Origin of the sequence: Chryseobacterium sp. KMC2, from assembly GCF_016756935.1 — a bacterium.
Taxonomy (GTDB): Bacteria; Bacteroidota; Bacteroidia; order Flavobacteriales; family Weeksellaceae; genus Chryseobacterium; species Chryseobacterium rhizosphaerae.
Genome location: NZ_JAESIT010000023.1, coordinates 1 through 19,035 on the forward strand (window position 1 = coordinate 1; position 19,035 = coordinate 19,035).

Sequence of the window (19,035 nt, forward strand, 5' to 3'; positions counted from 1 at the left end):
ATTTGAGTTATAGTTTCAGAAAATATTAGTAATTTTGCCACCTAAAATTATGGCTAATTTTTCAGAATATCTACCGTATGCATTTGCATTGATCATTGCGATTCCTTTCCTGGTATTGCTCAGACAGTTTGTACATTCGTATATTACCCTTAAAAATCAGGAAATCAAGCTGCTTGCGGTGAAGTCGAATACAGAAAATAAAGCACATTCTTATGAAAGGATGACTTTATTTCTTGAAAGGCTGAAACCTTCCAATCTTATTCAGAAATTTGATAAAGAGCTGGCTGTTCACGAATTCCTTTTCCTTACAGAGAAAACGATTAATGAAGAGTTTGAATACAATTCTTCACAGCAGCTGTATCTTTCGAAAAATTCATGGAAGAATATCGTAGATTCTAAAAATGCCGTAATAGAGCTGCTTCATACAACTTACGAAGGACTGAATGGAAATGCTGATCTGAATGAGTTCAAGACTATTTTTATCATGAACTATATGGAGGACAATGACTATATTGCAGCGACAATAGAAGACTTGAGAAAAGAAATTTTAATAATAACTTAAAAAATAAGAGATAAAATAATGATTCCAAATTTTAAAGCACATCCATGGCACGGAATTTCTGCAGGAGAGGATGCACCGAATGTTGTTAATGTATTTGTGGAAATTGTTCCTTCAGATACAATTAAATATGAAGTAGATAAAGAAACAGGATACTTAAAAGTAGACAGACCACAGAAGTTTTCCAATATTATCCCGGCTTTGTATGGTTTTGTACCAAGAACATACTGTCATAATGAGGTAATGAAGCTTGCTATTGAAGCGGGAGCTGATGATGTAACAATGGGAGATCATGATCCACTTGATATTTGTGTATTAAGTTCTCATAATATCCATGCAGGAGGTTTATTGATGGAAGCTATTCCAATTGGAGGTTTCAAAATGATCGATGGAGGAGAAGCAGATGATAAAATTGTTGCCGTAATGATTAACGACCACGCATTCGGACATTTCAGAGATATTTCTGAATTACCGGAAGCTGAAGTTAAAAGATTGATGCACTATTTCCTAACCTATAAAAACTTACCGGATGAGCCTGCGAAATGCAGAATCCAGGAGGTATATGGTGCTGAACACGCAAGAAAAGTAATCAAGGCTTCTCAAGCTGATTACGCAGAAAAATTCGGAGGATAAAATTCTCTGATCCATAAAACTAAAAAGGATAAACAGTTTTCTGTTTGTCCTTTTTTTATGATAGGAAAGCCGTATAAGCTTTTTAATCTTGAATATAACATCCGGGAAATTCTAAATAAAAAAAGCCCCCCAAAAAAGCGGGAGGCAAAAATTGACTGTATATTGAAGTGTAATTCAATCGGTTATTTATTGTTTTCAAGCCATTTCAGTCTACGTTCATCCGGCAGATGCTTAACCCTGAAATTTTCAAATGTTGCTGTAAACCCTTCACCATCGGGGCAGGCTGCCATCAAACCTACCATGACAGGTGTGTTATCCTGAAGTGGGGCATTTCTCATCATGCTGTAATTTTTGTCATCAAAGGAGTAAAATATCTCAACAGCATCCAGTCTTCTTACAGCTTTTATCCAGATGGCTGAAGGAATTTTGTCTAATGTAATGACACTCCAGTCACTTTTACCGTGAGTGACAACGGTACTCAGATTATATTTTCCGTCTACAAATTCTACACCGGCTTTGATGTAATGCTCTTTATCTGTCCGCAACATAAGACCCATCTGATCAAATCTAGCTTTGTAATTACCCGTTATTTTTACTTTGGCTTCAAATTCACCGCCATAGAGACTATAGTAAAAAGGAGCGTCATCTACTGTAAATCCGTAATGTGAGACCCTCCAGTAATCACTTTGGGGTGTGACAAACATAGATATACTGTTGTTTTTGATCTCCCATTTTTCGGGTTCATTAAACCAGGTCATTTTTTCTAAGGTCTGAGCCGAAATCTTTTGGGTCAGAAATAGTGCGCAGAAACCTAATATCAATCTCTTCATTCTCTTTTTTAATAAGTTCTAAGGGTAAATTATTATTTTAGCAAAAGTATAATTAAAGAAGTCTCATATCAATACTGAAAAATAACCATATGGAGATCCGGGAACAATTAAGTGATAAGCTGCTGGACAAGACCTCAAAGAAATGTTTACTGGACATCGAGATCTATAAGCAAAGGGCACAAATGTATTCGCAGATAGAAGGTGCAATAGGGGTGCTAAGCGACATGCAGGCTGATAAAAGTTATATTTATAAATCAAAAACTGCCTTAGAACTGGGAATAAGTTTTCATACGGATTCTGTAGAAATTGATTCCATTTGGGAAGAAGAGATGCTGAAGAAGATACATCCTGATGACAGACTTAAAAAATATATTCATGAGCTCCGTTTTTTTAATTTATTAGATTCAATAGAATCTGAGCTTCGTTCGGACTATGCTGTTTTGTCAAACATCAGGATGAAAGATAAAAACGATGAATACAAAGCCGTAAAACATCGTATGTTTTATATATATTCACCGGATAATGGGAAGTTAAGATTTGCACTTTGTCTTTATAATATTGCTTTAAAACAGTCTTTAATTCCTGAATTTATGATTGTTAATACTGTGAAAGGGGAAATTTTTGTTAAAGATAAATTGGATTATAAAAGTATACTGACCCACAGAGAACTGGAAGTTTTAAAATTTGTAGGAGAAGGATATAGCAGTAAACAAATTGCAGATTTGCTTTTTATCAGCGTAAATACGGTGAGCAGACACCGCCAGAATATCCTTGAAAAGCTGAAAGTGAATAATTCTACCCAGGCCTTTAAAGACAGTTTTTACTAACTATATATTCTTAACATCCGAAAAGTTCACCATATTGTTTTAATTCTTATTTTTAAATTTATAATCTGAATTAATTTAAGAATAACAAATGATGAAAAGAAGCGAAGAAATTACAAGTCAGTATTTTGACTTTATAGATAAGCATGTCCGGGATGTAATTGCCGGGAATGTTCCTGAGTTTATGGAACTGAATGAAATTGCAGGAAAGCTTGCCATTTCACACACGCACCTTACAGATACCCTAAAAAAAGAAACCGGAAAACATCCATGCTATTTTTATGACGAAAAAATTATCATGGAAGCCAAGCTTATGCTGGCTAATTCTGGGAAGTCTGTTGCAGAGATTGCCCGTATTTTTACCTATGATCCGTCCAATTTTTCTAAATTCTTTAAAAAGAAGACTGGTGAAACACCTGGTAATTTTAGAGAATTCAATAAAAAATAATAATTTATTTTTATATAGAACCCTTTTTATAGATGTTTACGTGTTCTGACTTCTCTATAAAGTGAGTTAATTATATTAGAATTATATAATAAATCACCATTTAATAAACATTCAAAAGAGTACACAAAAAAATAATGTTGTATAAATGAGATAGTTGCAATTAACAACTATCTTTTTTGCTATTTATTTATTGATATTACTTTATCATTTTCTTTTTTTTAGTAAATTTAGGTTAGAAAAATTGATTGAATTAATTAGAACAAAATATACTAAGAGCCATGGAAACAGAAGAAATCTTGTTTCTGTGAAAATAAGACCAAATCGGCTGTATCTTAATAATATTTTAATGTCATACAGAAGGTGAGGACTCTTATAATAGTCATATATTTGTTTCTTAAATCACAAACACACACACACAAACAACATTAAGGATGAGTATTGATTTTACAACGGCAACTTTTAAAGATTTTGAAAATATTCCGGATTATGATATTGCTCAAAGAGCCGAATATTTTTATGAATTCTTGGATCATATGAAATCTAGAGGACATATGAACTACAGACTGAAAAACACTTCAGGAACGAATGCAACCTTAAATATTGATATTGCAAACCAAAATAAGGAATATGTAAGTTTCGTTTCCAGTGATTATTTAGGATTTACACAGCATCCAAAAGTAAAACAGGCTGCTATTGAAGGGATTGAAAAATATGGAACCGGAACAGGAGCATCACCTCTCATCGGTGGATATTTTGATTATCATAGTGCTATAGAAAAAAAAATTGCCGGCTTTTTTGGAAGAAAGGAAGAAGAAGTGATACTGTTCACTACGGGTTATGCAGCTAATAGTGCTACTTTGCAGATTTTAATGCAGAAGGAAGATCTTGCTATTTTAGATATGGGGGTACATGCTAGTGTGCATGAAGGATGTGTTTTTACAAATAAAAAAACATTTCCCCATAACAATTTGGAAGCTTTGGAACATATTTTGAAGATATCTGAAAATACGTACCGTACAAAACTTGTTATAGTAGATGGAGTATACTCTCAAGAAGGAGATACTTCACGTGCTAAAGAAATACATGCCCTTGTAAAAAAATACAATGCCTATCTCATGGTAGATGATGCCCATGGTGTCGGAGTGATGGGAAAAACCGGAAGGGGAGCCCTTGAAGATGATGGTTTATTGGATAAAGTAGATTTTATAACAGGAACATCAAGTAAGACATTTGGTAACTTGGGAGGATATGTTATTGCGAACAAAAAAATAGCATCATTCCTTAAGTTCCAGTCTCGTCAGCATATTTTCTCAGTAACAGCACCCCCTTCTTCCTTCGGAATTTTAAAAGCAATTGATCTAGTTGATGAAGAACCATTCTGGAAAGATAAGCTCTGGGATAACATTAATTATTTCAAAAATGGGCTTAATGATCTAGGGTTGGATACAGGAATTACCTGCTCAGCGATTATTCCGGTGAAAATAGGGGATCAGAGCAAAATGTGGGATATCGGAAGAATATTGCTTGAAGAAGGTGTTTATACAAACCCTATTATGTACCCCGCTGTAGCCAGAAAAGATGCCCGTATCAGAATGACTGTAACAGCGAGACACGAAAAAGAGCATCTTGACAAAACATTGAATGTCTTTGATGATATTAATAAAAAATTGCATATTGCAAAAAAATAATAAATTATGCCTAGAAAAGTAGTGCAAGGCCCCATTAGGGACAAAGAAAAAACAAAACAAAAACTGCTTGCAGCAGTTGGGAAAATTTTGAGAGTAAAAGGCTATTCAGGTCTGAAAGTAAGTAAAATTGCAGCCGTAGCCGGATTTGATAAAAAGCTTATCTATGAGTACTTTGGAAGTACTGATAAGCTTATCGACGAGTATATTAAATCTCAGGATTATTGGAGTAAGTTCAGCCCGAATATAGAAGAAGAAGTACAGATTGGAAAAGGTAAAGAAGCTTTAACTCAGGGAATCCTTACACAGTTTGAGAGCTTGAAGAAAAATAAGGAACTGCAAAAAATTATTCTTTGGGAACTTTCCGAAAGTAAACCTATCCTTAAAAACATCTTAAAGCAAAGAGAAGAAGTAGGAGCCAATTTATTTGAAAATGTAACGGACCCTTATTTCGGAGAAAATGCGACGAGTATAAGAGCAATGCTTGCTTTGGTAGTGGCAGGTGTTTATTATCTAAACCTGTTCCCTGCCTATAACGGAACCGAATTCTGCGGTATTGATATGAGAACCGAAGAAGGAAGAGGAGAAGTTGAAAAAGTGATCGTTGAGATTATAGATCATTTTTACCAAACCAAAAAATGATGATTAAAAGTTTTCCGATTTGACCAGAAATAAAATTTTGTAGACAATTTGAAAACTTTTAATTTTCAAATTAAAACTATATTCCTTATTTTTGACCAATGGAAAATTTTATAGTATCTGCAAGAAAATATCGCCCCCAAGAGTTTGATACAGTTGTTGGGCAATCTCATATTACGGATACTTTAGAACACGCAATTGAAGAGAGCCAGTTGGCTCAGGCTTTGCTTTTTTGTGGACCTCGTGGTGTGGGTAAAACTACTTGTGCCAGAATTCTGGCGAGAAAGATCAATGAAAAAGACGGCTCAGTCTCAGAAGATGGCTTTGCTTATAACATCTATGAATTGGATGCTGCATCCAATAACTCTGTAGATGATATCAGAGAACTTATTGATCAGGTACGTTTTGCCCCTCAAGTAGGAAAGTATAAAGTGTATATCATCGACGAGGTACACATGTTATCTTCTGCTGCTTTCAATGCTTTCCTGAAAACACTTGAAGAACCGCCGGCACATGCTATTTTTATTTTGGCAACTACAGAAAAGCACAAAATAATTCCTACCATTTTATCGCGATGTCAGATTTATGACTTCAAGAGAATTGTTATTGAAGATATTCAAAATCATCTAAGGGGTATTGCTCAAAAAGAAAATATCCAGTATGAGGATGATGCTCTTTATATGATTGCCCAGAAGGCTGACGGTGCTTTAAGAGATGCATTATCTATTTTTGACAGGCTCTCCACATTTTCCCAGAAGAATATTACGCTGGCTAAAGCTGCTGAAGTTCTCAATATCTTAGATTATGACCAGTATCTGAATATAGTAGATCTGGCCAAAGAGAATAAAATTCCGGAAGTCCTGTTCGCATTTAATGAAATTGTAAAGAAAGGATTTGATCCTCACATTTTTATTGCGGGCTTAGGAAATCATTTCAGAGATCTTATGATGGCCCAGAATACGGCCACTTTAGAACTTATTGAAGTGGGAGAGAAGACGAAGGTCAAGTTTGTAGAACAGAGTCAGAAATGGAATGCCCAGCAATTGATTGATGCTGTTGAGATTTGTAATCACGCAGATATCAATTATAAAAATTCTAAAAACCCAAGACTTACGGTTGAAATTGCATTAATGCAGCTGGCTTCTCTGACAGCTAATTTAGGTGATACTAAAAAAAAAAGTTCTTAATACTGGCGCCATTTCTCAGTGAGAGGCAGGAAGTGAAATTACCTGCAAAGGCTCCGGAGAAAAAAGAATTACCTGCACAACCCACAACCCCACAAGCTGATACAGTTCAGGAAACTGTTATTCAGAAAACCAATAAACCTTTATCGAGACCAGGAGGTTCTTCGGGCTTCAGTATCAATTCTTTTCTGAATAAAGAGGAGAAAGAAGTGGTAGAAGAAACCGTAATGGTGAAAACTGAAAAACTCCCGCAAAACCATTTTACGGAGACAGATCTGCAGGCAGAATGGATTCTTATGCTCAAGCAGCTGCAAAGAAAAGACGGTTTTATCTTTAATGCGGTAAAAACCTTTAAACTGGTAAAGGAAGAAGAGAATAAAATCAAAGTTTTATACCCTTCAGATTCTGCTAAAGTAGAATTTGATAAAATAAGCGGAGAATTTTTCAACCATTTCAGAAGCAAAGTTCACAATCATGCCATCGTCGTAGAATACCAGCGGGACGTTGAAAATCTGAAGATTGAGGTAGTCACGAAAAGAAAAATATTTGAAAAATTTATAGAAAAAAATCCACTTTTAAAAGATCTTGATGATTTAATGAAGTTTGATTTGACATAATTTTTATATATTTGTAAAATCATTTTGTGAAAAATCATTTTTTGACAAAAGCAAATAGTAACAAGAAACGCTAAAACAAGACATTTCCAGAACAAAAATGGAAAATTTATTTACAACATATCTGTCTTATTTTACACCCGCTAATTATTTTAGCGGTTATTTTAGCTTTTCTGCTTCTTATTATAGAAATTTCAGAACCTATTACCGATTTTACTGGTACTACTAACTGAATTTCTTTCCAAAAAATACAGGAGGAGTGAAGCCCTTTTATTCTCCTGATTCCTTTAAAAAATTTTGAACGGCATTTTTTGAAAAGAATTATAAAGTAATTTTATAATGAAAGGGCCGTGCTGTGAACTTTAGAATAAATAACAACAATAAATTTAGAATATGAACCTAAAAGATTTAAAAAGCGAGTGGATTAGCGGGCTTACGCAACCTCTAATGATCGCAGGACCGTGTAGTGCAGAAAGTGAAGCTCAAATGCTTGAAACGGCTAAAAGAATTAAAGAATCAAATGCTCAGGTATCTGTTTTCCGTGCAGGAATCTGGAAACCTCGTACCAAACCTAATGGTTTTGAAGGAGTAGGAGTAATTGGTTTAAACTGGTTAAAAAAAGTAAAAGAAGAATACGGTTTTAAAACCGCTACGGAAGTTGCGAATGCACATCATGTGTTTGCCGCTTTGGAAGCAGACGTAGATGTTCTTTGGATTGGGGCGCGTTCTACGGTAAACCCTTTTACGGTGCAGGAAATTGCTATGGCTTTAAGAGGTACAGACAAGCCTGTATTCGTTAAAAATCCAGTGAATCCTGATTTAGCTTTATGGATTGGGGCACTAGAAAGACTTTTAGGTCAGGATATTAAAAATCTTGGAGTAATTCACAGAGGATTTTCCACTTACCAGAAAACAAAATACAGGAATAACCCAAATTGGCAGATTGCTTTGGATTTCAAAAGTCAGTTCCCGGACATTCCAATGCTGATTGACCCTTCTCATATCTGTGGAAACAGAACAGGATTGGCTGATATCACGCAGGAAGCGCTTAACGTAGGATACCAGGGAGCTATCATTGAGAGCCACTGTAATCCTGATGAAGCATGGAGTGATGCAGCTCAGCAGATTACCCCTGAAGTACTGGCAGAACTTATCGGAAACTTAAAAGTAAGAAGCTCAAACCTGGCAGGATTTGAAGGTGAAATGGGAAGACACAGAACCCTAATTTCTGATCTTGACTTCCAGTTAATAGAACTTCTTTCTCAAAGAATGAAGATCTCAGAAAAAATTGGAAAACTTAAAAAGGAAAATGATATTGCGATCTTCCAGCCTGAGCGTTGGAAAGTAATTACTGAATATGCTAATCAAAAAGCTAAAGAAACAGGAATGTCTAACGAGTTTATCGAAAAGGTATTCAAGGCAATCCATGAAGAATCTATTGAGGTGCAGAATAATATCATGATTGATAGAGCATAAAATGAAAGGACTTAAGACAGGAGGATTTGAACTTAAAAGCTCAGAAACTCTATGAATTGAGTTCTGACAATACTAAATAAAGGGCTTAGAGCTTAGGGAGTAGCGACTGAAACATTGGTTTTAACCTATTTCCTAAACCCTAAGCCCTACTTTCTATCTCTTAATTTCTTATATTTGCACCTAGTATTATCTATGAAAGGAAAAATCATTAAATCTACAGGAAGTTGGTACCAGGTTTTGGAACTGGAAACAAATAAAATTTTCGAGGCCAGAATCCGGGGAAAGTTCAAATTAATAAAAACCAGGCTTACCAATCCGCTTGCAGTAGGAGATTTTGTTGAATTTCAATTAGAGCAGGATGATATAGCGTGGATTACTAAGATAGAACCCCGCAGAAATTACCTGATCAGAAAATCAGTAAACCTTTCAAAAGAAGCGCATATCATTGCTTCCAATATTGATACGGCATGTTTTATTTTTACCTTGAAACATCCAGAAACATCACTTGGCTTCCTGGATCGTTTTTTAGCATGTTGCGAAGCTTACAATATCACTCCTTTACTCTTATTCAATAAAATTGATGTCCTGCATGAAGAGGAAATTGAAATTGTGAAAGATATTGAATTCCTTTATCAGGAGATAGGGTATGGGACATTAGAAATTTCTTCTTACTCCCGTTTGAACCTGGATCAGCTTCAGGAACTCCTTCATGATAAAACTTCAGTATTCTTCGGTCATTCAGGATGTGGAAAATCTACTCTGGTAAATGCGCTACAGCCTGGACTTAATTTAAAAACTTCTGAAATTTCAGATACCCACCTAAAAGGAAAACATACAACAACCTTTGCCCAGATGCACTTTTGGGATTTTGGAGGTAATGTGATCGATACACCTGGGGTACGTGAGTTTGCCATGATTGATATCGAAAAGGAAGAAGTTCAGCATTATTTTCCTGAAATTTTCAAGAAAAGAGAAGAATGTAAATTCCATAACTGTCTTCATATTAATGAGCCAAAATGTGCGGTTTTAGATGCTCTGGAGACCGGAGAGATTCAACATTCCCGTTATGCTACCTACATTAAGCTTATGGATGAAGCAGAAGAAGCTTCTCAAAAATAATCACTTGTTTCCCCTTTCCATTAAAATATCGGATCAGTATAAATTGACCCGGAAATAACTTATGTTAAACATCGAAAACAGGCTAGGGAATCATATTAAAAAAATGGCCTATACATTTCGGGGTCTTATTTTTAATTAAAATTTTCCCCAGGAAAATATTCCGACTGATTTTTTCTGCCCTTAAAAAAAATATTTTTACAATAACTCCACTTTTTGACATTCAAAATATAGGGCGTAATGTCATATTTTTGATCGATATGGGTCGTCCCAATAAGTCACTCAAAAAAAATTCAAAAAAAAACCATTATTTCATTGATTGAAATAGAAGCAATAACGTATAAATATGATTTTATATGGTTTTTAATTTTACGAAATCAGCAATAAAAGTGTTGTTTTTTTGCAAATAAAAAACCCAGCCGAAGCTGGGTAAAAACTAATAACCATGAAAACTCAAATTAAACATGAGAATCGCAATAGAATAAACAATTACTGTGCCAAAGTTTAGTTCACGATTTCTTAATAAAAGTTATTTTTATGTTAAAAAAAAATTAAAATAAAAATCAAAGATATTTTTTGTAATTTTGCGGCATTAAAAAAATATACATTTATGTCTAACATTACATTCACTATGATTAAGCCTGATGCAGTTGCTGACGGACATATCGGTGCTATATTAGGTAAGATTGCAGAAGGAGGTTTTAAAATCAAAGCTTTAAAATTAACTCAGCTTACAGTAGCTGATGCTAAAAAATTCTACGAAGTACATGCTGAAAGACCATTTTATGGAGAATTGGTAGAATTCATGAGTTCAGGTCCTATCGTAGCTGCTGTTTTAGAAAAAGACAACGCAGTTGAAGACTTCAGAACATTGATTGGTGCTACAAACCCAGCAGAAGCTGCAGAAGGTACAATCAGAAAAATGTTTGCAAGAAGCATTGGTGAAAACGCTGTTCACGGATCAGATTCTGACGAGAACGCTCTTATTGAAGCTCAATTCCATTTTTCAGGAAGAGAGATTTTCTAGGAAACTACCTTACAAAATAAAAAATCCGGAGAATTTCTCCGGATTTTGTTTTTTACACCTATTCTGAAATTAAGATTAAAGATTATTTTCAATGGCTCCAATCTTTTCTCTGTAGAGCTCGATGGGCTTGTCAAGCAAAACGGCAATGACGGTCATATTTTTATCGAGTCTTTGCTTCGGAATATCTACGTATATAATACCTGGTCTGTCACTCCAATATAGCTTATTGTAAATGCTGTGATCAAGTAAAGTACCTTCTCCAACAATTCTGATTCTGGCAATGTTGTTTTTTATTCCTTTTAAAGCAATAGGACCGGTAGGTTCACCTTCCACAAAAAGATAAACTGTCTGTTTGTCCTTAGACAGGCTGCTCATACCCGGATAATGACCTTCTGGCAACCCTTTTTCAGTGTCAAGAAGAGCTTCAGCATGCTTACTGATCCATTGAAGTGTTTCAGGATTTGTATGAGCGCTTTTACCAAGATGCATATCAAGCCCGTCACCGGTTAATCCGGAATTGGTGAACAGATCATCCCCATCATGAAGGGCGTCAGCAATATCATAAATGGCCGATCGGGTGTTTTTTTGATCCATAAGCTTGGAAAGGGGTTGCTTTTCTTTCTTAAAATCCTTGAGAAACACAGGAGGGGTATCGAAAGATAGCTCTACAACACTAACATCTTTATCGAATTTCACATTTGAAAAGTGAAGGCTTACTGTATTTTTGTCATTATAGCTCAGGTCTACTACAGCCTTGCTGTCTCCTATGATTTTTGCGGAGGTTGGCTTTGTGGCCAAGCCATATATCTTGGTTATGTTTTTAGCCTCTTCCAGATAGAGGAATACAGACTTTTTAGAATCAGACAGGGAAGACTTTCCTTTATAATTTTCAAAAGGAATTCCCCGTTGTGTTTCATAAACAGCCTTTTTATTTTTAGAGACCCATCTTCCAAGATTTTTTAAGATTTCCACCTGTTTTTCGGGAATTGTTCCATCAGCTTTAGGTCCTATATCAAGCAATAGGTTACCTCCCATGCTGATAACGTCTGCCAGGGTACGGACAATCATATTAGGGGTTTTATAGTTTTGATCATAGGGTTGATATCCCCACGAATCGTTCATCGTATAGCAGAGCTCCCAATAAGGGTTTTGCGGAGCAATAACGGGAATTCCCTGTTCCGGAGTGTCGTAATCACCATGATGATTAAGCCTTGAGTTGATAATGATATCCGGATTGTATTGCTTCAGAATTCCAAGTGTCTGCGTAGCTTTCCATTCTTCAGAGGTATGTTCCCAGTCTCCGTCAAACCATAAAAGATCAGGTTTGTACTTTGAGGAAAGCTCAGTAAGCTGGGTCTGGTAGTAATTGGTGAATTGCTGCCAGCGCTTGGGGTCATTTTTTAAATCATACCGCTTTTTAGTCCGGGTATTGATGTCATAGTACGGATGGCTCCAGTCCGGAAGCGAAAAATAAAGGCCTGTTTTTAATCCTGAATTTTTAAGGCTGGTAACAAAAGGGCTTAAAACATCTTTTTGGGCAGAAGCATTACCCGGAATAGTGATCGCTTTTTCAGCATTAGAGTTCCAAAGTGCTACGCCATCATGATGTTTTGTGGTGATAACCGCATATTTTGCTCCTGATTCTTTGATAAGTCCAACCCATTCTTCCGGCTGGTATTTTGAAGCTGAAAACCCATTCAGTTGCTTCATATAATTCTCATAATTGATATAATTATTGAAGAAGGACCATGATTCAGAAATTCCGTTAACCGAATAAATTCCCCAGTGAATGAAAATTCCCAGTTTAGCGTTCCTGAACCATTCCATTTTCTTATTGTTGTCAACGGACTGTACTTGTGCATTGATGCTGTGTGCCGATATTGCCAATCCAAGGAAAACAGCTTTTATAAGCCTGTTTCTCATTTTTTAATTTTAATGATAAATATAAATAAAGAATACCTATTTTTCAAATATCCGTTTCAAATATTCGTTTAATAAGAGAAATACTACGTGAAAAAACTAAAATATTCAATGATAAATTATTGTATTTTTAAAGCAAAATAAATGGAACACTTATTGTAAACTTCCTTAAAAAGAAAAAAATGAAAATTCCAACCCTATTAATGGCCAGTTTATTAGCAGTAGGAGTGTCTGCACAAACTACCAAGCCTGCTACGAACACTAAGAAGCCCGTAAAGAAAGTTAAAAAAGCGGTAATTAAAGAAACGCCGGAAAAACCAAAACCGGGAACTCCTAAAGTTATTGCGAAGAAAGATACAGTGGTACGTTTACCTCATGGTTGTCCTGCCTGTGGAATGGGATAAGATATGGGAAGACCACTATTAGGATTATCCATGATGGCAGAGGCGGATTTTGTTTCTGCTATTTTGCCTTTATTACAGGACAACGCTGTGGATGTAGTAGAGTGGTCATTTGATACCTTCTTTGCAGCGGAAGAGCCGGCATGGCTTAAAGATCTTTTGAATTTTTATGCAGGAAATGGGCGTTTGCTTGGGCATGGCGTTTATTATTCCTTATTCGATGCAAGATGGACGGAGCGACAGGAAATGTGGCTTCAAAAGCTGAAGCACGAAGTTCAAAAGAGAAATTATAATCATATTACAGAACATTTCGGTTTTATGAATACCGAAAACTATCATCAGGGTGTACCATTGCCCCTTTCGTTGCATCCGAAAACTCTTGAGATTGGAAAAGACAGGCTTTACAGACTACAGGATGCTGTATCTATTCCTATTGGAGTAGAAAATCTGGCATTTTCCTTTTCCGTTGATGACGTCAGAGAACAAGGTGTTTTTTTGGATAAGCTGGTGGATGATATCGATGGTTTTTTAATCCTTGATCTTCATAATATATATTGTCAGTCTTGTAATTTTGATGTGAGCATACAGGAAATTGTTAGTTTGTATCCTTTGGAGAAAGTTAAAGAGATTCATCTTTCGGGAGGAAGCTGGCAGGATAGTGTTTATGGTAAAAAAATGATCCGTAGAGATACGCATGATGATGTAATCCCGGAAGAGATCTTTAGTGTACTTCCCTCAGTGTTGTCACAATGCCGTAACCTTGAGTATGTGATCATTGAAAGGTTGGGGCATACCATTCATACAGAAGAGGAGAAGCAGCGTTTTTTTAATGATTTTGTGAGGGTTAAAAGCATTCTTAATGATTCAGATGGGATGAAGAGGAAAAAAGAAAAGTGGGTGAAAAGAGAAATGCTCCTTCCAGAACCTGTGGAAGATTCCATTTTATATGAGGAACAGATCCGGCTTACAAAACTGTTATTTGATCATACTGACCCAACGTTGATTAAAAATCAGAATTTTCATTATTTTAAAACAGAAAATTGGGATCCTGAAATGATTCTGACTGCCCAGAACATTATTAAAAAATGGAATCCCTATTAAAATATACCGACTACTAACCACAAATCAAAATATATGAAAATGGCAACCCTACTATTAATTTTTACTGCTGTACTTACGGCTTTGATTGCCGGGCTCTTTTATGCTTATTCCTGTTCTGTAGTATTGGGATTGGGAAAGTTATCTGATGGAGAATATCTGAAAGCAATGCAGAGCATCAACCGGGAAATTCTTAATCCTGTATTTTTTATGAGTTTTATGGGAACTGCAGTTCTTCTTCCGGTAGCTGCATTTGTATTTCGTGGACAGCCTGCTTTTATTTTTCTTTTGCTGGCAACATTAGCTTATCTAATTGGTGTTTTCGGGGTTACGGTAGCAGGAAATGTTCCGATGAATGATATACTTGATAAATTTGATATTTCTGGAGCTACCACCGATGCGATTCAACAAATGCGCGAAGGGTTTGAGAAGAGGTGGAATCTCTTAAATAACATAAGAACGGTTTTCTCGGTTATCAGTATTGCTTTGGTAGTCTGCGCCTGCATTTGGAACAAGGAAATATAAAGAAATAATAGTGATTACGTAGAAGTGCTTACTTTTAAATTCAGTATTTCTACTGATGGATGTGTGGATCTTTATTGAGAAATTTGTGTTGTTATCAGGAAGAAATAAAGATAAAAACTCAAAATAGCTAATAACCACATCTACTCAAAGTTCCAAAATGAGGAAAGGCAGTCCCTACGAACTGCCTTTTTCTGTATGTTTAAAAATACAATTTAAATTTTAAGAAGTTCGATGGTTCTTTCCGGGCTTTCTGCAGAGAATACCGCATTTCCGGCCACCAATACATCAGCTCCTGCTTCAAAAAGCTTAGAGGCATTATCAAGGTTAACACCACCGTCTATTTCAATGAGTGCAGTAGAGTTATTGCTTAAAATAAGATCTTTTGTTTCTGCAATCTTTTTATATGTGTTTTCAATGAATTTTTGCCCTCCAAATCCAGGGTTTACACTCATTAATAAAACAAGATCTACATCCGCAATAATATCTTCAAGCATTAAAACAGGAGTGGAAGGGTTTAAAACAACCCCAGCTTTCGCACCTTTGCTTTGGATATGATGAATTGTTCTATGAAGGTGGGTACACGCTTCATAATGTACAGAAACAAGATCAGCACCGTGGTTGATAAATTCATCAACATATTTTTCGGGCTCTACAATCATTAAATGTACATCCACGAATTTTTTAGCATGCTGCTGAACCGTTTTCATTACCGGAAAACCGAATGAAATATTAGGTACAAATCTGCCATCCATGACATCAATATGGAACCAGTCAGCCTGAGAGGCATTCAGCATTTCAATGTCTCTTTGCAGATTCCCAAAGTCTGCAGATAAAAGGGAAGGAGCAATAAGCTTCGTTTTCATTTTTACTTTTTACTTAATATTAGATTTCAGATGTTAAACATCAGATATCAGACGTAGTATTCTGGTGTAATAGTCTAGGGTCTGATATCTGCTATCTAATATCTTTAATGATACTTCAGTTTCATTTCCGGTTTAATCTTCAGAATGGTTTCATAGATGAGTTTGATCACATTAGCCACATCTTCCTTAGATACCATTTCCACCGTTGTATGCATATAACGCAAAGGTAAGGAAATTAAAGCACTTGGTACCCCTCCGTTGGAGTGGGCGAAAGCATCTGTATCCGTTCCGGTTGCCCGGCTTGCCGCTGCTCTCTGGAAAGGTATTTTCTTTGTTTTTGCGGTATCAATAATCAATTCTCTGATCGTATGGTGAACGCTTGGTGCAAAGAATACCACTGGTCCGTCTCCGCATTTCTGATCCCCTTCTTTTTTCTTTTCGATCATAGGAGTGGTTGTATCGTGGGTAACGTCGGTTACTATCGCAATATTAGGTTTAATCGTGTCTGCGATCATGTCAGCCCCATAAAGGCCTACTTCTTCCTGAACAGAATTTGTGATATACAGCCCAAAAGGAATTGTTTTTTTATTCTCTTTTAAAAGCCTTGCCACTTCAGCAATCATAAAGCCTCCGATTCTGTTATCCAAAGCTCTGCATACAAAGTATCTGTCATTCATTTCAAAGAACTCATCCGGGTAAGTGATCATACAGCCTACATAAATTCCCATTTCCTCCACTTCTTTTTTGGAAGTGGCTCCGCAATCAATGAAAATGTTTTCAATTTTTGGAGTAGGTTCATTCTGGTTGGTTCTGGTATGAATAGCCGGCCATCCGAATACTCCTTTTACAATTCCGTTTTCTCCGTGGATATGTACTACTTTTGAAGGAGCGATGGTCTGATCCGATCCTCCGTTTCGGATGACATAAATCAATCCGTCATCAGTAATATAGTTTACGTACCAGGAGATTTCATCGGCATGGGCTTCAATCACTACTTTAAATTCAGCTTCGGGATTAATGATGCCGTAACAGGTCCCATAATGATCTACTTCAATTTTATCTACATACGGTCTGATATAGTCCATCCAGACCTCTTGTCCCTTGTGTTCGTAACCTGTTGGCGATGAAGTATTTAAATATTTTTCTAAAAATTTTAAAGATTTCTTTTCAAATTTCATAAAAAGGAATGATTTTTGCGTTTAATTTTTATTCTTATAAGTGTAAAAATAATGAATTTTAGGAAGATTATCTGCCTTTTTATTTTCTTTTTTGGAGTCAGTGTTTTTGGTCAGAAGGATTCTATTGTGGCAAAACCCCTTAACCAATACCCTGCTGAATCTCTGAAAGTGGATGAATTCGGTAATAAGTATTATTACGACGAGCAGCAAAAGGTTAAAATCTATGAGATTAACGGGGAACCTGTAGTGGTGATGGATGAGCTTGTTTTAGTAAACAAACCCCGATTCAACAATCAGCTGGATAAAAATTACTATTATTTCCTAAATAAAAAGCTATACAGAGTATATCCGTTATTCGTGACAGCTTTGCAACAGTATAGGGATATGCAGGCGGATATGAATGATATGGACAGCAAGGCTAAAAGAAAATTTATAAGAGAAAGACAGAACATGCTTGCTGACCAATATGAAAAACAGTTAAGAGATCTTACGACAACTGAAGGACAGGTTTTTGCCAAATTGATGAACAGAGCTACAGGTAAAAATGTTTATGAAATTATAAAAGAGCTTAGAGGAGGATGGAGTGCCTTTTGGTGGAATGTAAAAGGAAAGATGGCTGATATTGATTTGAAAGAACAATATGATCCTCACAGAAACAGAAGTGATGAATTTATAGAGTCATTGCTTCAGTCCAACTGGAATTCCGGTTATTTAAAACCTTATCCGGGAGCCAATCAGTTTAAAGTGAAAAAATAATAATATAAAATTCCTGTAAGTTTCTTACAGGAATTTTTCTTTTAATTTATCGAATACAATTTTATCTATGGGAAGAGGAAACGGATTGTCGGGTCTGTCGATAGCCATCCATTCTGTTTTCTCAATGCAGGGATCCATAATCAGGAAATCTTCTTCATTGGTGATATGGACAATATAATATATGGTAAGGAGCTGTTCGTTTTCTCTGAAGCGGGAAACCAAAAAATTTTCTTGAGTAAAGAAATGCTCTTTAATATCTATTTTTACATTGAGCTCTTCATCAAATTCACGGTGCAGACATTCTAGGACTCCTTCTCCATATTCCAATCCTCCTCCGGGGAATTTAACTAAAGCTTCTCCTGCATATTCTTCAAATAAGGTTAAAACTTTTTTGTCTTTCACTGCACAACCATACACTCTAATGTTGATCTTGTCTATCATATATAATAGGTATAATATTTTGTAAAGCTAAGGTAAGGAATTTTCATGAAGCAGTAGGGCGAAAATAGGAAAAAGGAATGGAGGTAAATCCACCTTTTTACACCCATTAAAGCTTTAGTGCGTTAATCATCTCTCTTTTTCCCGGGGGACCCTGTTTTTTCTCTACCTTAAAGTTCAGCTCCTGAAGAATTCTTCTTACGCTTCCTTTAGAAGAGTAGGTTGTTAATAATCCATTAATGGCCATTTTGTCAGAAACCATTTCAAATAATGGTTTTTCCCAAAGATCAGGCTGCACCCTTGCTCCGAAACAGTCGAAGTAGACTAGGTTAATTTTAGGCAATTCTATATCCTTCAGGTCAAAAAAGTCACATTCTATCTTTTTTAAGTTGAAACCACTAATGATTTCAACTGGCTTTTCCCAATCTGCTAGATGAATTTTCTGATAAATATTTTTGAATTCAGGGTTATCAAAAAGTTCAAAATATGCCAAATCGTTAACTTCGGATTCATTTACGGGGTATTTTTCGAGCGAAAAATAATTAATGACATGATTTTTGTCAGTTTTTAAATATTCATTAATTGTAACCAAAACATTCAAACCTGTTCCAAAACCGAGTTCTAAAATATTAATTTCGTAATCATTAACTAAATTTAGTCCATTTTTGATAAACACATGTTCTGCTTCTTGCAATGCGCCATGATGAGAATGGTAGTTTTCATTTAAATCATTGATAAACAATGTTTTACTCCCGTCGTTTGTGGTCTTTATTTCTCTTTTCAAGCTATTTTTTTGTCAAATTTACTCTAAAATTTTTATA

At 35.7% G+C, this 19,035-nt stretch carries 21 protein-coding genes; 15 read left to right on the forward strand and 6 right to left on the reverse strand.

All coding sequences use genetic code 11. From position 1 onward, the window contains the following. The first annotated feature begins 49 nt into the window (after positions 1–49). Both JML65_RS20330 and JML65_RS20335 read left to right on the forward strand, forming a co-directional pair. On the forward strand, positions 50–562 hold the full coding sequence (locus JML65_RS20330) for a hypothetical protein (RefSeq protein ID WP_202271897.1): 513 nt from the start codon (positions 50–52) through the stop codon (positions 560–562). 18 nt (positions 563–580) lie between these two features. Continuing rightward, the gene (locus tag JML65_RS20335; RefSeq protein ID WP_047495607.1) at positions 581–1,192 is read left to right on the forward strand and encodes an inorganic pyrophosphatase; all 612 of its coding nucleotides are present in this window, start codon (positions 581–583) and stop codon (positions 1,190–1,192) included. Positions 1,193–1,374: 182 nt separating this feature from the next. Here JML65_RS20335 and JML65_RS20340 read toward each other — a convergent pair whose 3' ends face one another. Continuing rightward, positions 1,375–2,022, reverse strand: coding sequence for a DUF1349 domain-containing protein (locus tag JML65_RS20340; RefSeq protein WP_047495604.1), 648 nt, complete (start codon positions 2,020–2,022; stop codon positions 1,375–1,377). An 89-nt stretch (positions 2,023–2,111) separates the two neighbouring features. Between JML65_RS20340 and JML65_RS20345 the strand changes: the two genes are divergently transcribed. The 9 genes from JML65_RS20345 to JML65_RS20385 all read left to right on the forward strand — a co-directional run bounded on the left by JML65_RS20345 (position 2,112) and on the right by JML65_RS20385 (position 11,035). Further along, positions 2,112–2,849: a response regulator transcription factor gene (locus tag JML65_RS20345; RefSeq protein WP_202271899.1), complete on the forward strand. Its 738-nt coding sequence runs from the start codon at positions 2,112–2,114 to the stop codon at positions 2,847–2,849. A gap of 88 nt (positions 2,850–2,937) precedes the next feature. Further along, positions 2,938–3,294, forward strand: a complete 357-nt coding sequence (locus tag JML65_RS20350; protein ID WP_047495598.1) for a helix-turn-helix domain-containing protein — start codon at positions 2,938–2,940, stop codon at positions 3,292–3,294. 431 nt (positions 3,295–3,725) lie between these two features. Next, a complete protein-coding gene (locus JML65_RS20355; protein WP_115919742.1) occupies positions 3,726–4,982 on the forward strand; it encodes an aminotransferase class I/II-fold pyridoxal phosphate-dependent enzyme in 1,257 nt (418 codons plus the stop codon). Between the two features lie 6 nt (positions 4,983–4,988). Continuing rightward, positions 4,989–5,621: a TetR/AcrR family transcriptional regulator gene (locus JML65_RS20360; protein WP_047495592.1), complete on the forward strand. Its 633-nt coding sequence runs from the start codon at positions 4,989–4,991 to the stop codon at positions 5,619–5,621. A 98-nt stretch (positions 5,622–5,719) separates the two neighbouring features. After that, on the forward strand, positions 5,720–6,805 hold the full coding sequence (dnaX, locus tag JML65_RS20365) for a DNA polymerase III subunit gamma/tau (RefSeq protein WP_084084021.1): 1,086 nt from the start codon (positions 5,720–5,722) through the stop codon (positions 6,803–6,805). Positions 6,806–6,837: 32 nt separating this feature from the next. Then, positions 6,838–7,419 carry a hypothetical protein gene (locus tag JML65_RS23935; RefSeq protein WP_228405968.1) on the forward strand — a complete coding sequence of 194 codons (582 nt, stop codon included), beginning with the start codon at positions 6,838–6,840 and terminating at the stop codon, positions 7,417–7,419. Between the two features lie 390 nt (positions 7,420–7,809). After that, a complete protein-coding gene (locus JML65_RS20375; RefSeq protein ID WP_047495586.1) occupies positions 7,810–8,892 on the forward strand; it encodes a chorismate mutase in 1,083 nt (360 codons plus the stop codon). A gap of 192 nt (positions 8,893–9,084) precedes the next feature. Then, complete coding sequence (gene rsgA, locus JML65_RS20380; protein ID WP_202271901.1) at positions 9,085–10,011, forward strand: ribosome small subunit-dependent GTPase A; 927 nt, start codon at positions 9,085–9,087, stop codon at positions 10,009–10,011. Positions 10,012–10,618: 607 nt separating this feature from the next. After that, positions 10,619–11,035 (forward strand): nucleoside-diphosphate kinase, encoded by a 417-nt coding sequence (locus tag JML65_RS20385; RefSeq protein WP_034687444.1) that lies wholly within the window; start codon positions 10,619–10,621, stop codon positions 11,033–11,035. 75 nt (positions 11,036–11,110) lie between these two features. Here the strand turns inward: JML65_RS20385 and JML65_RS20390 are convergent, their stop codons facing one another. Then, entirely contained in the window at positions 11,111–12,958 is a 1,848-nt protein-coding gene (locus JML65_RS20390; protein ID WP_202271903.1) for an alpha-L-fucosidase, read from the reverse strand. Between the two features lie 179 nt (positions 12,959–13,137). On the opposite strand from JML65_RS20390, the gene JML65_RS20395 reads away from it, so the two are divergent. Genes JML65_RS20395 through JML65_RS20405 form a run of 3 tightly spaced genes read left to right on the forward strand, consistent with a single transcriptional unit; the run spans position 13,138 to position 14,979 of the window. Continuing rightward, the gene (locus JML65_RS20395) at positions 13,138–13,359 is read left to right on the forward strand and encodes a hypothetical protein (RefSeq protein WP_047495576.1); all 222 of its coding nucleotides are present in this window, start codon (positions 13,138–13,140) and stop codon (positions 13,357–13,359) included. Between the two features lie 3 nt (positions 13,360–13,362). After that, entirely contained in the window at positions 13,363–14,457 is a 1,095-nt protein-coding gene (locus JML65_RS20400; protein WP_202271905.1) for a DUF692 family multinuclear iron-containing protein, read from the forward strand. A 39-nt stretch (positions 14,458–14,496) separates the two neighbouring features. After that, positions 14,497–14,979, forward strand: a complete 483-nt coding sequence (locus JML65_RS20405; protein WP_237390951.1) for a DUF1772 domain-containing protein — start codon at positions 14,497–14,499, stop codon at positions 14,977–14,979. Between the two features lie 212 nt (positions 14,980–15,191). Here JML65_RS20405 and rpe read toward each other — a convergent pair whose 3' ends face one another. Both rpe and JML65_RS20415 read right to left on the reverse strand, forming a co-directional pair. Further along, the gene (gene rpe / locus JML65_RS20410) at positions 15,192–15,842 is read right to left on the reverse strand and encodes a ribulose-phosphate 3-epimerase (RefSeq protein ID WP_047495569.1); all 651 of its coding nucleotides are present in this window, start codon (positions 15,840–15,842) and stop codon (positions 15,192–15,194) included. A 104-nt stretch (positions 15,843–15,946) separates the two neighbouring features. After that, a complete protein-coding gene (locus JML65_RS20415) occupies positions 15,947–17,020 on the reverse strand; it encodes a M28 family peptidase (protein ID WP_047495567.1) in 1,074 nt (357 codons plus the stop codon). 51 nt (positions 17,021–17,071) lie between these two features. On the opposite strand from JML65_RS20415, the gene JML65_RS20420 reads away from it, so the two are divergent. Further along, on the forward strand, positions 17,072–17,776 hold the full coding sequence (locus tag JML65_RS20420; RefSeq protein WP_047495564.1) for a DUF4294 domain-containing protein: 705 nt from the start codon (positions 17,072–17,074) through the stop codon (positions 17,774–17,776). Between the two features lie 24 nt (positions 17,777–17,800). Here the strand turns inward: JML65_RS20420 and JML65_RS20425 are convergent, their stop codons facing one another. Next, positions 17,801–18,217, reverse strand: a complete 417-nt coding sequence (locus JML65_RS20425; RefSeq protein WP_047495561.1) for an NUDIX hydrolase — start codon at positions 18,215–18,217, stop codon at positions 17,801–17,803. Between the two features lie 106 nt (positions 18,218–18,323). After that, the gene (gene mnmD, locus JML65_RS20430; RefSeq protein WP_202271909.1) at positions 18,324–18,998 is read right to left on the reverse strand and encodes a tRNA (5-methylaminomethyl-2-thiouridine)(34)-methyltransferase MnmD; all 675 of its coding nucleotides are present in this window, start codon (positions 18,996–18,998) and stop codon (positions 18,324–18,326) included. Positions 18,999–19,035 lie beyond the last annotated feature (37 nt).

Excerpts from the sequence above, each read along its gene's own strand:
- JML65_RS20420 (WP_047495564.1), top strand. The coding sequence starts at position 17,072 with ATGAATTTTAGGAAGATTATCTGCCTTTTTATTTTCTTTTTTGGAGTC.
- JML65_RS20355 (WP_115919742.1), top strand. The coding sequence starts at position 3,726 with ATGAGTATTGATTTTACAACGGCAACTTTTAAAGATTTTGAAAATATT.
- JML65_RS20360 (WP_047495592.1), top strand. The coding sequence starts at position 4,989 with ATGCCTAGAAAAGTAGTGCAAGGCCCCATTAGGGACAAAGAAAAAACA.
- rsgA (WP_202271901.1), top strand. The coding sequence starts at position 9,085 with ATGAAAGGAAAAATCATTAAATCTACAGGAAGTTGGTACCAGGTTTTG.
- JML65_RS20395 (WP_047495576.1), top strand. The coding sequence starts at position 13,138 with ATGAAAATTCCAACCCTATTAATGGCCAGTTTATTAGCAGTAGGAGTG.
- JML65_RS20335 (WP_047495607.1), top strand. The coding sequence starts at position 581 with ATGATTCCAAATTTTAAAGCACATCCATGGCACGGAATTTCTGCAGGA.
- JML65_RS20390 (WP_202271903.1), bottom strand. The coding sequence starts at position 12,958 with ATGAGAAACAGGCTTATAAAAGCTGTTTTCCTTGGATTGGCAATATCG.
- dnaX (WP_084084021.1), top strand. The coding sequence starts at position 5,720 with ATGGAAAATTTTATAGTATCTGCAAGAAAATATCGCCCCCAAGAGTTT.
- rpe (WP_047495569.1), bottom strand. The coding sequence starts at position 15,842 with ATGAAAACGAAGCTTATTGCTCCTTCCCTTTTATCTGCAGACTTTGGG.
- JML65_RS20330 (WP_202271897.1), top strand. The coding sequence starts at position 50 with ATGGCTAATTTTTCAGAATATCTACCGTATGCATTTGCATTGATCATT.
- JML65_RS20400 (WP_202271905.1), top strand. The coding sequence starts at position 13,363 with ATGGGAAGACCACTATTAGGATTATCCATGATGGCAGAGGCGGATTTT.
- JML65_RS20405 (WP_237390951.1), top strand. The coding sequence starts at position 14,497 with ATGGCAACCCTACTATTAATTTTTACTGCTGTACTTACGGCTTTGATT.
- JML65_RS20425 (WP_047495561.1), bottom strand. The coding sequence starts at position 18,217 with ATGATAGACAAGATCAACATTAGAGTGTATGGTTGTGCAGTGAAAGAC.
- JML65_RS20340 (WP_047495604.1), bottom strand. The coding sequence starts at position 2,022 with ATGAAGAGATTGATATTAGGTTTCTGCGCACTATTTCTGACCCAAAAG.
- JML65_RS20385 (WP_034687444.1), top strand. The coding sequence starts at position 10,619 with ATGTCTAACATTACATTCACTATGATTAAGCCTGATGCAGTTGCTGAC.
- JML65_RS20415 (WP_047495567.1), bottom strand. The coding sequence starts at position 17,020 with ATGAAATTTGAAAAGAAATCTTTAAAATTTTTAGAAAAATATTTAAAT.
- JML65_RS20350 (WP_047495598.1), top strand. The coding sequence starts at position 2,938 with ATGATGAAAAGAAGCGAAGAAATTACAAGTCAGTATTTTGACTTTATA.
- JML65_RS20345 (WP_202271899.1), top strand. The coding sequence starts at position 2,112 with ATGGAGATCCGGGAACAATTAAGTGATAAGCTGCTGGACAAGACCTCA.
- JML65_RS20375 (WP_047495586.1), top strand. The coding sequence starts at position 7,810 with ATGAACCTAAAAGATTTAAAAAGCGAGTGGATTAGCGGGCTTACGCAA.